The organism is Pseudomonadota bacterium, assembly GCA_016711215.1.
GTDB lineage: Bacteria > Myxococcota_A > Polyangia.
In genome coordinates this window covers 250,851-265,631 of the sequence record JADJTL010000005.1, presented here as the reverse complement: position 1 = coordinate 265,631, position 14,781 = coordinate 250,851, and the positions used below count along the sequence as shown (strand labels likewise).

Sequence of the window (14,781 nt, the reverse complement as noted above, 5' to 3'; positions counted from 1 at the left end):
TCCGGGACCCGGTCGCTTCACTCGACGCGAGGACCGCCTCGACGCAGTCGCACCACCGCCTGTCAACCCCATCTTGATCACCTGATTGCGTCGAATTGACCCAAAGCTTTGCGATTGCGGGCGGTTGCCCGATTGCGCCCCGACCCACAGTAGGCACAAATACGATTCCGCACGAGCAGCTATGAGCCTTTGTTGGTGGGCATAGTGACAACGACGCCGATATAGCGTAGGCACAGGTATGCATCTGCGAGTCGTCAAGGCCAAAAGCGGCAAGACTGTCCGGCGATATGCACAGCTCGTTGAAAGCTACCGCCGCGACGATGGCTTGCCGGTCCATCGAGTGCTCGCGAGCCTGGGTCAGCTTTCCGATCAGGAGATCGCAAACTTCCGCCTCGCCTTGGAGGCGTCACGCAATGCCAAGAGCGTGGTGCTACCCGAGGTTCCGAAGTGGCGGGCCAAAGTGCTCGCCAATCTCGGGTACCTCGACGTCGCTGTCGCGCTCGAGATGTGGCGCGGGTGGGAGCTGTCGGAGCTGCTGCATCGGCTCATCCCCGAGCGGGACGTTGCCGTTCGCTCCGCCGAGGTGATCTGCGCGCTCACGATCCAGAGATGCGTGACGCCGAGCTCCAAGCTCTACGCGCAACGCTGGTTCCCACGTACCGCGTTGCCGGAGCTGCTCGGCGTGGCGCCGGCGCACTTCCACAACACGCGCATTCATCGCGTGCTCGACAAACTCGACCGCGTCGAGACCGAGCTTCAAGACGGGCTCGTGCGCCGGTACGAGCAGCGCGACGGCACCTTCGCGACGCTCTTCACCGACGTGACCGACGCCTGGTTTGAGGGGCGTGGTCCCGATCTCGCCCAGCGCAGCCGCACCAAGGAGGGGCTGCACAACCGCCACAAGATCGGCATCCTGCTTCTGTGCAACGAGCACGGCTACCCCCTACGCTGGAGCACCCTGCCGGGACGCACCCAGGACGGCAAAGCGCTGCATGATCTCGTGGAGACCGTCGAGGGAAAGCAGTGGGCGCAAGGAGTGCCTATCGTTTTCGATCGCGCCATGGGCTCGGCGGGCGCGGTGGCGCGGCTTTGCCAGAGTGAGCTGCGCTTTTTGACCGCCGTGCGCCGCTCCGAAATCCATAGCTACACCGACAAGCTGCCGAGCGAGAGGCTCCGCGACCTCGGCGGCAGCGAGGACGAGGTGGAGCGAAAGCGTCTCATCACCGAGGCAGGGACGCGTGTCAGCGCGGCCGGCATGCAGAAGGTCGACGAGCAGCTCTACGTGCTCGACCTCGGCATCACCTCACGTGGCCTTCGCCTGGTGTCAGAAATCGAGGAGCCCGATGTGGATGCCGAGAAGCTTGAAGGCGGCGCGCTGTGGCTCTACCGCGCTCGTGCCTACCGCACGCAGCTCGAAGAAAAGACCTTCAAGACCCAGTCGGAGATCGCCAAACACCTTGGGGTGACTCGAGCCCGCATGACCCAGATCATGACCTTGATTCGGCTCGACGAGGCGCTGCAGAAGGAGGTGCTCGCCGGCAACTACGGCTACGTCGCCGATCGCACCTTGCGCGCCATCGCGACGCTGCGAAGCAAGGCAGCACAACGGCGAGCGCTGGTGGAGCACGGACAAAGCGCCAGGCCGATGGACCCGTCGCAGAAGCCCAAGCGCTTCCAGCAGAAGAGCACGATCGATGTGTCGCTGCGGCTGGTCCTGTACTTCAACCCGCAGATGTTCGTGGACATGCGGGCGATGGGCGAGCGCCATCGCGCCGAGGTCAAGGCCTACGTACGCGACCTCAATACGCGCCTGCGCCGCAAGGGCAACAAGGCGACGCGCGAGTCGGTCTACTCCGACATCACCGGAAAGCTTGCCTCTCGCTCAATGCTGTCGATCTACAAGGTGAAGATCGACGAGAAGGACGACGATGGCCACAAGCACTTCGTCGTCTCGCTCGCCTTCGACGAAGCCGCCTGGAGCAAGCGTCGCAGCACCGACGGCTTTGTGCTGCTCGTCGCCCACGCCGACCTGCCGCAGAGCGCCACTGAAATGGTCGCGCTCTATCGCGCCAAGGACGCGGTCGAGAAGGACTTCCAGACCATCAAGAGCGACCTCGAGCTGCGCCCCGTCTTTCATCACACCGACCCGAAGGTTCGCGCGCACGTGTCGCTGTGCATGCTTGCGCTCTTGCTCGAGCGCACGCTGGAGCGACGCCTATTGAGAGCGGGAAAAACTATGACCGCCCCCCACGGCCTTCGGAGGAGCTGGCCCCAGGCCATCTCAACATGGTCGCCACTGGGCCCGACGAGTCCGTCGCCTACATCGCCACCCAGCCCAACGTCGACCAGCGAGAGCTCCTCGCTCGCCTGCACCTCGAGCACCTCGTCGACCAAGACCAGATGGCCTCCCGTATCGACCCGAGGCCAGCAGCGTAGGCCGACTTGTATCTACGGCTTGATCAGGAGTCGCATGATTCCAACTACTTGCGCGCTGGGATGGTCAAGATGGGGTCAACCAAGCCTTCCCGCTCCCGCCCGTCGAGGCCCTCGCTGTCAACCAACGCCCCGTGCTCTCTCCCCGCTCTCCGCTTCGGAGAGCACGATCGGCCCGAGACGGGTGCCCGAGGCGGTCTTCGTGATCTCTGCGAGCGCGGTGCCGAGAGCCGGCGGTGAGGCGGGAGGCGGAAAGGCCAGCGAGAACTGGCCCTTTCAAGACGAAGCCCCGGCGGTTGCCCGCCGGGGCTTCTGTAAACCATGAAGCCCACCCGAGTTGGTGGGCGACTTTGAATGGCTCCGGCAGAGGGACTCGAACCCCCGACCAGGCGGTTAACAGCCGCCTGCTCTACCGACTGAGCTATGCCGGAATGATGTGGCGCGGGTACTGCTTCGCGCTCAAACCGGACGCAGTATGCCCAGGGGGGCGTTTTGCGTCAAGTTGGGCGTCTAGTTGCCCTGGCTGGGCTACTCGCCCCAGGAGGGGGTGCGGATGACGGGCTCCTTTGGGGCCTCGGCGGCGGGCGGCGGGGCAGGGGGTGCTGCCGGGCGTACGGCGGGAGGCGGCGCGGGGGCGGCCGGCTCCGACGGGTTGACGTCCGGGGTCACGGACGCCGCGGGACGCGCTGCCGGACGGCGTCTTGCCGGCGGGGGCAGGGCGGGCGGTACGCTCGACGCGGGTCGACGGCTCGCTGCGCGCGGCCGCCGTCGCCGCGGTCTCGTCCTTGGCGCTGAGCACCAGGTCCACCTTCAGCACTTCGTTTTCGCCGTCGCGCTCCCAGTTGGCGGTGGCCAGATCGATGCGGTTGGTCACGTCGGTGAAGCCGCGCTTGCTCAGGCGTAGCTCCACGGTCTTGTCTGGCGCGCCTGGCGCCAGGGCGTGGAGGGTGGCCGTGTCCCCGATGCGCACGCCGTCGAGGAAGACGGTCGCGCCGGGCGGCGTGGAGAGGATTTGGATCGATCGCAGCGCGGAGGCGCTCAGGTCGACCGTGAGCGGCAGGCGCGGGGTCGGCTTTTGCTTGGTGCGGAAGAGCTTCTTGCCGCGCAGGTCGAGGGCGATCTCGATCTCGCGCTCGGGGTCGAGCTCGGTCAGCTCGGCGGGGGTAAGCTTGCCTGTGTCGCTGCCGTCCACCAGCACGCGGGCCCCAGCGGGGGTCGATTCGACGCCCATGCTCACACCCGCGGCGGGCGTCGGGCTGGGCGTCGCGCTGGGTTCTTGTGCTGGTGTGGCCGTGCCGCTGCTGGCAACCGAGCTGCCGAGCGGCTCGCCCTCACCGCCGACGGTGGCACCCGGTGGCGGTCGCAGCGCGTAGAACGCCAGGACGCCGGCTACGGCGAAGCCGATCAAGAGGCCGGGAACGAGCCAGCCTGGCGTCTTGCGCCGCGTCGCCCGTCGCGCTCCCGCGCCCCGCGGCGCGAACGAGGCCGCGACGGGTTCTTCGACCAGCGGCCCGGCGCCAGAGTGCGCGTCTTGCCGCGCGGGCGCCTCCTGGTCGCCAAAGACGATGTCCTCGAGGCGCTCCTGTCGCCCCGGCGCGAGGTCGCCGTTCGGCGACGCGGAGCTGCTGCTGCTCAAGAGGTCGCCGAGCTCGCGCGGCGGCGCGGCGGCGTCGCTGCCAAAGCCGAGGGCGGGGGCCACCGAGGGCACGGAGGGCGCGGCTGCCGGCACGGAAGGCGGCGCGGACTCGCCTTGCTCGGCGGCGCTCGAGAGCAGGTCAACATCGGAGCCGAAGGGCTGGAAGGGCTGGAAGGGCTGGGGGGGCTGCTCCGGCGCGCGCTCTCTGGGCCCCGCGCTGGGCGTGAGGGGCGGCAAGGCGCCCGAGGGGCCAAGACCGTAGGCGTCCCGCAGCGCGGCGGAGGAGCTGCCCACCTGCGAGGTCGGCAGGGTCTCGAACTCCGGCTCCTGCGCGGCGGCGGCCCAGGGCATCATGACCGCGGGCGTCGGCAGGTCGATGGCGTGCAGTGCGTCCTGCGACGTGTTGGAGACCCGGATCGGGGTCTGCTGGAACGCGTCGCTACGCTCCTTGCGCGCGACGACCTGCTGCAGCATCGCGCGGCTCTCCGGCGGGAGCTGGTCGAAACGCACGCCCATGCCCGGTTTCGCGGCCGCTGAAGCGGGGTTGTGCTCGCGGACCCAGACGACCGTGCCGTTTCCCGAGAGCAGCGGCGAGCCGTCTTGATACTGAAACTCGAAGGAGATGTGCGTGCCCGTGGCCAGCGGCCTGGGCGTGCGGATGAAGATGCCCGCATCGCTCACGTCGGCCGCATAGCGTTCGGCGAACTGATCGATGGTCGAGCACTTGAACTTAATCTTGACGGTAACGGGCGTACGCATCGTGTAGAAGCCTCCCGCGGGCACTCGTATCCTAGCCCAGCCAGCGCGACGTTGGCAAATCGCCGCGCGGCTGATAAGAGGGCCTAATGTGTAGTCGCGCAAGGGCTTTCTTGGCGGCGATCGCGCTCGGTGGCGCGCTTTTCGGTGGCGCGCCCTTCGGAGTCTTGGGTGCGCACCTCGGCGCGCGGGCGTGGGCGCAGGGTCTGCCGCCGGGGCTCCCGCCGATCGAGGTGCAGGTGGGGGGCACGGCGCCCGGGGTTTGGGTGCGCTACGCGCTGGTCAACCGCCGGCGAGGCGAGGTGGTGCTGCTCCGCCTCGCGGCCCTGGAGCGCGAGAGGGGCGGCCAGTGGTTCGAGTTGAGCTTCACCGATCCGCAGCGCCGCACGATGATCACGCGGCTGCTGCTGGCGGCGCCGGCGCCCGTGCCCGCGGCTGCTGGTGCGGCGGGCGACCCTGCTGCCGCGGCCGCGGGGCGCGTGTTGCGGGCGATTGTGCAGCCGCCGGGACAGGCGCCGCTAATCCTGCCGACGCAGGCCTTGGCCAGGCAACGCGTGCCCTTTGCGGCGGGGACCTTGCGCGACGCGCGCGAGGTGGGGCGCGAGGTCGTCCGCACGGCTGCCGGCAAGTTCGACACGCGGCGGCTCTTGCTTGGCGCCGGCGCGGGGCGGACGGCCGCCGGCAAGGCGTCGGGCGCGGCCTCCGCCTCGGCCGCCGGCGTGGTCTGGGTCAGCGACGCGCTGGCCGGCTGGTCGGTGGTCAAGGCGCGGCTGGGCGACCAGGAGCTGGAGTTGATCGGCCGCGGCGCGCAGGCGGTGTCAGAGCTGCGCGGCAGGCCGCTAGCGCTCGATCCGGCGCTCGTGCACTGAGACTGGGCAGCGAGTGAGGGCAGCGCGACCGCGCGCCGCGAGGGCCCGCTGGACGCCCGACCGCGGCGCGCGCTACCTTCGCCCGCGCTTGTTCAAACGCGTCCTCATCGCCAATCGCGGCGAGATTGCGGTGCGCGCGATCCGCAGCTGCCGTGAGCTCGGCATCACGACGGTGGCCGTCTACTCGGCAGTCGATCGCAGCAGTCTGCATGTGCGCCTGGCGGATGTCGCGTTGCCGATCGGGCCGGCCCCGGCTCGGGAGAGCTACCTCGACGGCGATCGGATTCTCGAGGCCGCGCGCCGCAGCGGTGCCGAGGCCATCTATCCGGGCTATGGGTTTCTCGCGGAGAACGCCGATTTCGCCGAGGCCTGCGCCGCGGCGGGGCTGGTCTTCATCGGGCCTCCGCCAGCGGCGATGCGTCAGATGGGCGACAAGATCGCCGCGCGCGAGCTGATGTCGCGGGCCGGGGTGCCGGTGGTGCCTGGCACCCATGGGGCCACCCATGGGGCGGCCGGCGGCGCTGGAGCTGGCGGGCAGGGGGGCGCGGCGGACGCGGCGGTGGGTCTGGCCGACGCGGACGCGGCGCTGTTGGCGGCGCGAGCGCTCGGCTGGCCGGTGCTGCTCAAGGCCACGGCCGGCGGCGGCGGCAAGGGCATGCGCGCGGTGCGGGGCGAGGAGGAGCTGGCGCGTGCCTTCGACGCCGCGCGTCGCGAGGCGCTGGCGGCCTTCGGCGACGGCACGCTCTACCTCGAGAAGCTGATCGAAGGGCCGCGGCACATCGAGATCCAGGTGCTCGCCGATGCGGCGGGTACCACGCTGCAGCTCTTCGAGCGCGACTGCTCGCTGCAGCGACGCCACCAAAAGGTCGTCGAGGAGACGCCGAGCCCGGTGCTCGACGAGGCCACGCGCGAGGCGATGGGGGCGCTGGCGCTGCGCGCTGCGCGCGCGGTCGGTTATGTCGGCGCCGGCACGGTCGAGCTGCTCTTCGATCGCGCGACGGGCAGCTACTACTTCCTTGAGATGAACACCCGCTTGCAGGTCGAGCATCCGATCACGGAGCTCTGCTGCGGCGTCGATCTGGTGCGCGAGCAGCTCCGCGTCGCGGCCGGCGAGCGCCTGCGTTGGACGCAGGAGGCCTTGCGCCCGCGCGGCGCGGCGATCGAGTGTCGGGTCTACGCCGAGGATCCGCTCACCTGGCTTCCCAGCCCCGGGCGCATCAGCGCGCTGCGGCAGCCAGGGGGGCCCGGGGTGCGCGACGACTCGGGCGTCTACGCCGGTGCCGAGATCTCGAGCCACTACGATCCGTTGATCTCGAAGCTCTGCGTCTGGGGCGAGGATCGCGCGCAGGCGATCGCGCGCATGCGCCGGGCGCTGGGCGAATACCGCGTCGCGGGCATCGCCACCAACTTGCCCTTCCTGCGCGCTGTGGTGGCGCAGGCCGCCTTCGCCGCCGGAGATTACGATACGGGCTCCTTGGAGCGGCACCGCGACGAGCTCTGCGCCGCTCAGGCGCAGGCCCTCGCCGAGCCCTCGCCGGCGGCGGTGGCCGCGGCCGCCCTCGAGACGGTCTGGGGGGCGCCGTCGGGCGCCGGTGGGGCGGCAGCCAGCGCCGAGGCGACGGCGGCGGGGGAGGTTCAGCCCTCCGCCTGGCGCCGCAGCCTTGGGTGGCCGCGTTGAGCGCCACGCCCCTGCATGCGGCGCTGACGACGCGCACGCGCGCCGCGTCTCGTGAGCGGTGCGGGGCGCGCGCGCCGTGATCGAGCGGCTGGCGGTGATTCCGGCGCGGCTCGGTGGGCAGCGCCTGCCGGGCAAGCCGCTGCTCGAGCTGGCTGGAGCGCCGCTGATCTGGCACGTGGCCCGTCGCGTCGCCGCCGCCGGGGTGGCCGACCGCGTGATCGTGGCTACTGACGACGCGCGGATCGGCGCCGCCGCAGCGGGCAGCGGCGCGGAGGTTGTCGTCGACGCGTCGCCCTTCGCCTGCGGCACCGACCGCGTCGCCGCCGTGGCGCGCCGGTGGGCGGCGCGCTGGGTGATCAACGTGCAGGGCGATGAAGCGCTGGTCAGCGCTGCGCACCTCCTCGGGGCGCTGGCAGCCGCCGAGCGTGGCGCGCTCGGCACGGTGGCCACCACCTGCACGCCGCCGGGATGGCTCGAGGATCCGCATGCGGTGAAGGTCGCCCTGGGCGCCGATGGGCGGGCCCTCGACTTTGGGCGCTCTGCGCCCCGGTGCGCCGACGCGCGCCTGCTCTTGCACCTGGGGGTCTATGCCTTCGCCGGCCCCACGCTGCAGCGCCTTGCGGCGCTCTCCCCGAGTGCCCGCGAGCGGGGCGAGCGCCTCGAGCAGCTCCGCGCCCTGGAGGCCGGCTGGGCGATCGCCGTGACGGCCGTAGACGTACCGGCGGGCGCGATCAATACTCCCGCCGACCTGCCCGCGGTGGAGCGAGCGTTGCGCGAGCGTGAGCCGTCGCCAGCGCCGCTCCCGGGCATGCGAGCCGCGATGGGCGGCTCGGCGCGAGCGGTCAGCGGTCTGTCCCAGGAGGCACCGGCGTGGCCAATAAGCCGACAAAAATAATCTTCGTGACGGGTGGCGTGGTCTCTTCGCTGGGCAAGGGCCTGGCGGCGGCGAGCATCGGCGCGTTGATGGAGAACCGCGGGCTCAACATCACGCTGCAGAAGCTCGACCCCTATATCAACGTCGATCCCGGCACGATGAATCCGCTGCAGCATGGCGAGGTCTTTGTCACCGACGACGGCGCCGAGACGGATCTGGATCTCGGCCACTACGAGCGCTTCACCACGGCTCGGATGAGCCGCAAGAACAACACGACCACCGGCCAGATCTACTTCGACGTGATCACGCGCGAGCGGCGCGGGGACTTCCTCGGCGCCACCGTACAGGTCATTCCGCACATCACCGACGCGATCAAGGCCAACATCCTGCGCTGCGCGGAGGATGTCGACCTGCTGATCTGCGAGGTCGGCGGCACCGTCGGCGACATCGAGAGCCTCCCCTTTCTCGAGGCCATCCGCCAGCTCCGCGTCGAGCTCGGGCCACAGAACAGCATCTGCATCCACCTGACGCTGGTGCCCTACCTCGGCGCGGCCGGCGAGCTGAAGACCAAGCCGACCCAGCACAGCGTGCAGAAGCTGCGCGAAATTGGGATCCAGCCCGAGATCTTGCTCTGCCGCACGGAGCGCGCGCTCGGTGCCGATCTCAAGCGCAAGATCGGGCTCTTCTGCAACGTCGGGCCCGATGCGGTCTTCGAGTCGCGCGACGTGCCGGTGATCTACGAGCTGCCGATCGCCTTCTATCGCGACGGCCTCGACGAGAAGATCGCCGAGCTGCTCAATATCTGGTCGCGCGGACCGCGCCTCGAGCACTGGGAGCGCATCGTCGAGACGATCCGCCGCAGCGAGCGCGAGGTGGTGATCGGTGTGGTCGGCAAGTACGTCGATCTGATCGAGTCCTACAAGAGCCTCAACGAGGCGATCACCCACGGCGGGGTCGCGAGCGGCTGCCGCGTGGTCGCGCAGTACATCGATTCCGAGCGCATCGATCGCGAGGGGCCTGACGAGCTGCTGGCGGGGCTCGATGGGATCCTCGTGCCGGGCGGCTTCGGCGAGCGGGGCACCGAGGGCAAGGTTACGGCGGTGCGTTGGGCGCGCGAGCATCAGGTGCCCTTCTTCGGCATTTGCCTCGGCATGCAGCTCGCCGTGGTCGAGTTCGCGCGCAACGTCGCGGGGATGACCGGCGCCAACTCGACCGAGTTCGATCCCGAGACGCCGCATCCGGTGATCGCGCTGATGGAGCACCAGCGCGCGGTGGCCAAGAAGGGCGGCACGATGCGCCTCGGGGCCTACCCCTGCCGCCTGGTCAAGGGCACGCAGGCGGCGCTGGCCTACGGTCAGCGCGAGATCTCAGAGCGGCACCGCCACCGCTACGAGGTCAACAACGAGCTGCGGCAGCAGCTCGAGGCCAAGGGCCTGGTCGTCTCGGGGAGCAGCCCCGATGGTGTGCTGGTGGAGATGGTCGAGCTGCCGGATCATCCCTACTTCGTCGGCTGCCAGTTTCATCCCGAGTTCAAGTCGCGCCCGACCGAGCCGCATCCGCTCTTCGCCCGCTTCGTCGGCGCGGCGCTGCAGGGGCGGATCAAGCGCGAGGCGGGCCGCGTCGCCAGCGGCGCCGAGCCGGCCCACGCCAGCGAGCCGCTGACGCTGCACTGACCGCAGCGCGCCGACGCGGATGCGGCCCCCGACCGAGCTTCAGCAGGGACGCGCGACCCAGCGCACCGACGCGCCCTCGGCGTGCCGCCAGCGCAGCCGCGCCTGGCGCCGGCGAAGCAGGCATACGGCTCTCTTCCTGCTTGGTCGCGGCGTGCTCGCGCTCTGGGGCAGACTCCCGGCGCGCTGCGCGCTCGTCGTCGGGCGCGCGATCGGGCGCCTGGCCTGCGCCCTGGCGGCTACCGAGCGGCGGCGCGCGCTGGCGCAGCTCGAGGCGGCGGGGCTTGGCGCCTCAGCCCAGGAGCGCCGGCAGGTAGTGCGGCAGATGTTCGCGCGCCTGGGCGAGTCGCTGGCGCAGTGTCTGCTCCGGCTTCGTTGGGGTGCTGAGGCGCAGGCGGCGCCGGCGCTGGGCTTGACGCCGCGGGCGCGGGCCGTGCTGGCTGACGGCCTGGCGGCCGGGCGCGGCATCGTGCTGGTCGGCGGGCACCTCGGCAACTGGGAGCTGGTGGGGGCGGCGCTGGCGCGGGTGGTCCCGCTGCAGGTGCTGGCGCGATCGAGCTACGACCCGCGCTGGACGCGGCTGATCGAGCGCTGGCGCCAGGCGGCAGGGGTCGGCACGATCTGGGTCGACCGGCCGGGCGCCCTGCGCCGCGCGTTGACGCTGCTGCGCGCGGGCGGCGCGGTGGCCCTGCTGATCGACCAGCCCCTGCGCCGCGGCGGCTGCCTCGTGCCCTTCTTTGGTCGGCTCGCCCCGACCAGCACGCTGGCCGCTGCGCTGGCCCAGGCGACGGGCGCGGCCTTGCTCGTGGCCTGGCCGCTGGCTCCGGCGGACGCTGCGCTGGGGGCGCCATCGCGGCCTTCAGCGACCACGGAAATCGATGTATTTGCGGAGATTTCTGCGCTTGAGCTGGAGCGAGGGCGTGGCGCTTTGCCCCAGGCGATGGCCCGTCTGACGGGGGCGCTGGAGGCACGGGTGCGGGCCGATCCGGCGAGCTGGCTGTGGAGCCTGGACCGCTGGCGAAGAAAAGCGTAGCGGAATGTCAAGCAAATTGCGTACCACGTTTGAAGTGAAACGCTTTACACCCGTGGTCGTCGGTGTTAGCCTCGCATTTTCTGGGGTATTGTCCGTACTTACATGTATTCCTGGAGGTCAGGACGGTCCCTCGGCCGGTCGGCCTGAAGCAGCCGCTGCCGAGCAGCAGGGGGGCGACGGTGGTGCCGCGACGGGCCTCGCCGAGGTGACCCAGCTGACGGGGCTTTGGTTGGATTTTCCGGGTGGTGGCCCACGTTTACTGGCACGGCACGCGGGCTGGATCACCACGCGGCGGGTCGTCGCCGGCGAGGGCTTTGTCCTCGAGGGCGAGGGGCTGCGGATCGAAGGGGAGCGCTTTGAGCTTTCGCTCGACGGAAGGTCGCTGGAGGCGTGGGGCGTGGTTGCCGAGCTGGCTGCTGCTGGCGGCAGCGGTGCCCGCGGCGGCACGCGCGACCACGACGGCGCAGGCGGCGCAGCCGGGGCAGCGCTCGGTGCTGGCGAGCGGCCTGCCGGAGGGAGCCGGCCTGGCCCTGAAGCTCAAGGCGAACCGGCTGGTGCTTCACCGTGATCGGGGCTGCGCGAGCGGCGAGGCCTGCGCCTCGGAGCTCGAGTTGGTCGGCGCCGTCCGCGTTCGCAGCGCATCACTGGAGCTGAGGGCTGGGCGCGTGACGGTCGACCTGGACGCGCGTGGTCGCCCCTATCGGCTGCGCGCGGGGGAGGGCGTGACCGTGCGGCTCGGCGACCGCGAGGGCAGCGCGGACGCGCTCTCGCTGCTGCTGAAGCCGCCGCGGATCACCTTGCGCGGGAACGCGCGGCTCGCGTCGCGCAAGCAAGGCCTGGCGCTGCGCGGGAGCTGGATCGAGGTCGACCTGGAGAATGGCGCCGTGGTCGTGCAACGCGCCGAGGTCGCGCTACCATGATCGCGGCCACGACGCGCCCGGCGCTGCTGCGAACCAGCGCGCTGACCTGCCGGCTGGGGCAGCGGGTGGCGGTCGATGGGGTTCGCCTCGAGGTCCAGGCCGGCGAGGTCGTGGGCGTGGTGGGGCCCAACGGAGCGGGCAAGACGACGTTGTTGCGGCTGGTGGCGGGATGCGAGCCGCTACAGGGGTCCGCCGACGCTGTTTGGCTCGATCAGACTGCGATTGGGGCGTGGCCGCTTTGGCGGCGCGCGCGCGCGGGGATCGGGTACTTGGCGCAGGGCAATAACGTGCTGCTGGGGCTCGATGCGCAGCGCAATCTGGAGCTGGTCCTGGAGCTGCGGCGCGTCAAGGAGCGGAGGTTGCGGCGCGCGCGGGCGATCGAGTTGTTGGCGCTCTTTGGGCTGGCGGCGCAGGCTCGCCAGCGCGCCGGGACGCTGAGCGGGGGCGAGCGCCGGCGGCTGGAGTTGGCGCGCATCGTGGCGCTCTCGGCGCGGGTCGTGCTCCTGGACGAGCCCTTCGCCGGGCTCGACGCGCAGGCGACCGCGACCCTGGCGCAGGCGATCGCGCTGCTGGCGGGGGGGGGCGTGGCCGTGGTGCTGGCCGACCACCGCGTCGAGGTGCTGGCGCGGCTTTGCCAGCGCTTGGTCGTGATGTTCGCCGGCCGCGTGGTGGACCAGGGACCGACCGCGCGCGTGCTGGCCGATGAAGGAATGGGGCGAATGCTCTTCAATTCGGCTGCGACCGTCGATTAGGGGAATTCATGGCACTCGAGATCAGACAGCAACTCCGCCTGACGCAACAGCTCAAGCTGACGCCGCAGCTCCAGCAGGCGATCAAGCTGCTGCAGCTCTCCCGGATGGAGCTGGTCGACATGGTGCGGCAGGAGATGGAGGAGAACCCGGTCCTCGAGGAGCAGCAGGAGACCGATCGTGAGCGCGTCGATCCGGAGCCGGGCGAGGAGGTGCGTCCGCCGGATATGGGGCTCGAGGGCGTCGACAACGAGCCCCATGAGCCCGACCGCACGCCCGATCGCACGGCCGAGGTCGATGTGGTCTCGCCCGCCGCGGGGAACGAGATCGACTGGGACGCCTACCTCGAGCACTACCAGACGGCGCCGCCGCTGCCCTCGTTTCGCGGCAACTCCGAAGAGGCCCCGTCGCTGGAGGCGACCTACACGCGCAAGGCGTCGCTCGCCGACCACCTCGCCTGGCAGCTGCGGATGCATGACCTCGACGAGGACGAGGAACGCGTCGGCATGACGATCATCGGCAACATCGACGCCTCGGGCTACCTGCGGGAGCCGACGATCGAGGAGATCGCGCGCAGCGTCGGGGTCGAGCCGATCGTCGCCGAGGACGTGCTGCTGCTGGTTCAGACCTTCGACCCGGTCGGCGTCGGCGCGCGCACCTTGGAGGAGTGCTTGCTGCTGCAGGCCAAGCACCAGGGCCAGGACGACGAGATCGTCACGCGGATGATCACGCAGCACATGGCCAACCTCGAGCGCAAGAACTACCCGGCGATCGCCAAGGCCCTCGGCGAGCCGCTCGACGAGATCGTCGAGGCGGTCAAGGTCATCGCCAGCTTCGATCCGAAGCCAGGGCGGCTCTACTCCGAGGAGGAGCCGATCTACATCGTGCCCGACGTCTATGTGCATAAGGTCGGCGACAAGTACTTCGTCGTGCCCAACGACGACGGGCTGCCGAAGCTGAAGATCTCGGGCTTCTACCGCCAGGCGATGTCGACGGGACCGCGCGAGCGCCAGTATGTGCAGGAGAAGCTGCGCTCGGCGCAGTGGTTGATCCGCAGCATCCAGCAGCGGCAGCGCACGATCATCCGCGTCACCGAGAGCATCATCAAGTTCCAGCAGGAGTTCTTCGACAAGGGCGTGGCGTTTCTGCGCCCGCTGATCCTCCGCGACGTCGCCGAGGACATCAGCATGCATGAGTCGACGATCAGCCGCGTGACGACGAGCAAGTACGTCCATACCCCGCAGGGGATCTTCGAGCTGAAGTACTTCTTCAACAGCGGCATCAATCGCGTCGCAGGCGAGGATATCGCCAGCGAGAGCGTCAAGCAGAAGATCAAGACGCTGATCAGCGCCGAAAACGCGCGCCAGCCGCTCAGCGACCAGCGCTTGGTCGAGCTGCTGCGCGAGCAGAACATCGACATCGCCCGGCGCACGGTGGCCAAGTACCGAGAGCAGTTGAATATTCTCAGCTCGTCGAAGCGGCGACAGCTGTACTGAGCGGAGCTGGCCGCGGGCGCGCTTGCATTCGCGGCGGGAAATCGGCTAGGTGGAGCCCAGTCGAGCAGGCGGTGCCCCGAGTGGCCGTAGGCAGGGCGATAGGTAGTGAGCGATGGACGACATGCGGATCGCGAACCTCATCTCCAAAGACCGAATCGTGGCCGAGCTGCGGGCGCAGACCAAGGACGAGGCTCTGCGCGAGATCTCTGGGGTGATTGGGGCCGATCTAGGCGCCGATGTCGCGCAGGATATCTGCGACGCTCTGGCGCAGCGCGAGCGTCTCGCCTCGACCGGCATCGGCGAGTTTGTGGCGATCCCGCACGGCAAGCTCGATCGCCTGCCCTCGATGGTGGCGGCGCTGGCGCGTAGTCGCGACGGCATCGACTTCGGCGCGATGGACGGACAGCCGACGCGCCTCTTCTTCGTGATCGTCGCCCCCGGTTCGGCAAACGGCCTGCATTTGCGCGCGCTGGCGCGCGTCGCGCGCTTGTGCAAGAGCGCCGACTTTCGCCAGAGCTTGCTGCGCGCCGAGGCGCCGGAGGCGATGTTCGAGATCCTCTGTTCGGCCGAGCGCGCGCTCGATCCGCAGCCGGCCGACGTTCCTTGAGGCGGTGGCCTTGAGGCGGTGGCCTTGAGGCGGTGGCCTTGAGGCGGTGGCCTTGAGGCG

General features: G+C 70.1%; 11 protein-coding genes and 1 tRNA gene. 10 read left to right on the top strand and 2 right to left on the bottom strand.

Annotated features, from left to right (window positions below; translation table 11 throughout):
* Positions 1-325 precede the first annotated feature (325 nt).
* Positions 326-2,758 (top strand): hypothetical protein, encoded by a 2,433-nt coding sequence (locus IPL40_14195; protein ID MBK8482295.1) that lies wholly within the window; start codon positions 326-328, stop codon positions 2,756-2,758.
* Between the two features lie 30 nt (positions 2,759-2,788).
* Here IPL40_14195 and IPL40_14190 read toward each other — a convergent pair.
* Together IPL40_14190 and IPL40_14185 are read right to left on the bottom strand one after the other, a co-directional pair.
* Positions 2,789-2,864: transfer RNA gene (locus tag IPL40_14190), tRNA-Asn, on the bottom strand.
* The gene (locus tag IPL40_14185; protein MBK8482294.1) at positions 2,855-4,828 is read right to left on the bottom strand and encodes a TIGR02266 family protein; all 1,974 of its coding nucleotides are present in this window, start codon (positions 4,826-4,828) and stop codon (positions 2,855-2,857) included. The genes IPL40_14190 and IPL40_14185 overlap by 10 nt, the downstream gene beginning before the upstream one ends.
* An 86-nt stretch (positions 4,829-4,914) precedes the next feature.
* Between IPL40_14185 and IPL40_14180 the strand changes: the two genes are divergently transcribed.
* The 9 genes from IPL40_14180 to IPL40_14140 all read left to right on the top strand — a co-directional run bounded on the left by IPL40_14180 (position 4,915) and on the right by IPL40_14140 (position 14,721).
* Positions 4,915-5,694, top strand: a complete 780-nt coding sequence (locus tag IPL40_14180) for a hypothetical protein (GenBank protein MBK8482293.1) — start codon at positions 4,915-4,917, stop codon at positions 5,692-5,694.
* An 88-nt stretch (positions 5,695-5,782) separates the two neighbouring features.
* Positions 5,783-7,372: an ATP-grasp domain-containing protein gene (locus tag IPL40_14175; GenBank protein MBK8482292.1), complete on the top strand. Its 1,590-nt coding sequence runs from the start codon at positions 5,783-5,785 to the stop codon at positions 7,370-7,372.
* A 76-nt stretch (positions 7,373-7,448) separates the two neighbouring features.
* Positions 7,449-8,267, top strand: coding sequence for an NTP transferase domain-containing protein (locus IPL40_14170; GenBank protein MBK8482291.1), 819 nt, complete (start codon positions 7,449-7,451; stop codon positions 8,265-8,267).
* Positions 8,243-9,919 carry a CTP synthase gene (locus IPL40_14165; protein ID MBK8482290.1) on the top strand — a complete coding sequence of 559 codons (1,677 nt, stop codon included), beginning with the start codon at positions 8,243-8,245 and terminating at the stop codon, positions 9,917-9,919. The genes IPL40_14170 and IPL40_14165 overlap by 25 nt, the downstream gene beginning before the upstream one ends.
* Positions 9,920-9,938: 19 nt before the next feature.
* The gene (locus IPL40_14160; protein MBK8482289.1) at positions 9,939-10,949 is read left to right on the top strand and encodes a hypothetical protein; all 1,011 of its coding nucleotides are present in this window, start codon (positions 9,939-9,941) and stop codon (positions 10,947-10,949) included.
* Positions 10,950-11,350: 401 nt separating this feature from the next.
* Positions 11,351-11,869: a hypothetical protein gene (locus IPL40_14155; protein MBK8482288.1), complete on the top strand. Its 519-nt coding sequence runs from the start codon at positions 11,351-11,353 to the stop codon at positions 11,867-11,869.
* Positions 11,866-12,621, top strand: a complete 756-nt coding sequence (locus IPL40_14150; protein ID MBK8482287.1) for an ATP-binding cassette domain-containing protein — start codon at positions 11,866-11,868, stop codon at positions 12,619-12,621. Before IPL40_14155 ends, IPL40_14150 begins: the two co-directional genes overlap by 4 nt.
* Before the next feature lie 8 nt (positions 12,622-12,629).
* A complete protein-coding gene (gene rpoN, locus IPL40_14145) occupies positions 12,630-14,114 on the top strand; it encodes an RNA polymerase factor sigma-54 (GenBank protein ID MBK8482286.1) in 1,485 nt (494 codons plus the stop codon).
* A 121-nt stretch (positions 14,115-14,235) separates the two neighbouring features.
* The gene (locus IPL40_14140; GenBank protein ID MBK8482285.1) at positions 14,236-14,721 is read left to right on the top strand and encodes a PTS sugar transporter subunit IIA; all 486 of its coding nucleotides are present in this window, start codon (positions 14,236-14,238) and stop codon (positions 14,719-14,721) included.
* Positions 14,722-14,781 lie beyond the last annotated feature (60 nt).

What these genes read in the sequence shown, in the direction of transcription:
- IPL40_14180 (MBK8482293.1), top strand. Translation starts at nt 4,915, where the DNA reads ATGTGTAGTCGCGCAAGGGCTTTCTTGGCGGCGATCGCGCTCGGTGGC.
- IPL40_14185 (MBK8482294.1), bottom strand. Translation starts at nt 4,828, where the DNA reads ATGCGTACGCCCGTTACCGTCAAGATTAAGTTCAAGTGCTCGACCATC.
- IPL40_14140 (MBK8482285.1), top strand. Translation starts at nt 14,236, where the DNA reads ATGCGGATCGCGAACCTCATCTCCAAAGACCGAATCGTGGCCGAGCTG.
- IPL40_14150 (MBK8482287.1), top strand. Translation starts at nt 11,866, where the DNA reads ATGATCGCGGCCACGACGCGCCCGGCGCTGCTGCGAACCAGCGCGCTG.
- IPL40_14160 (MBK8482289.1), top strand. Translation starts at nt 9,939, where the DNA reads ATGCGGCCCCCGACCGAGCTTCAGCAGGGACGCGCGACCCAGCGCACC.
- rpoN (MBK8482286.1), top strand. Translation starts at nt 12,630, where the DNA reads ATGGCACTCGAGATCAGACAGCAACTCCGCCTGACGCAACAGCTCAAG.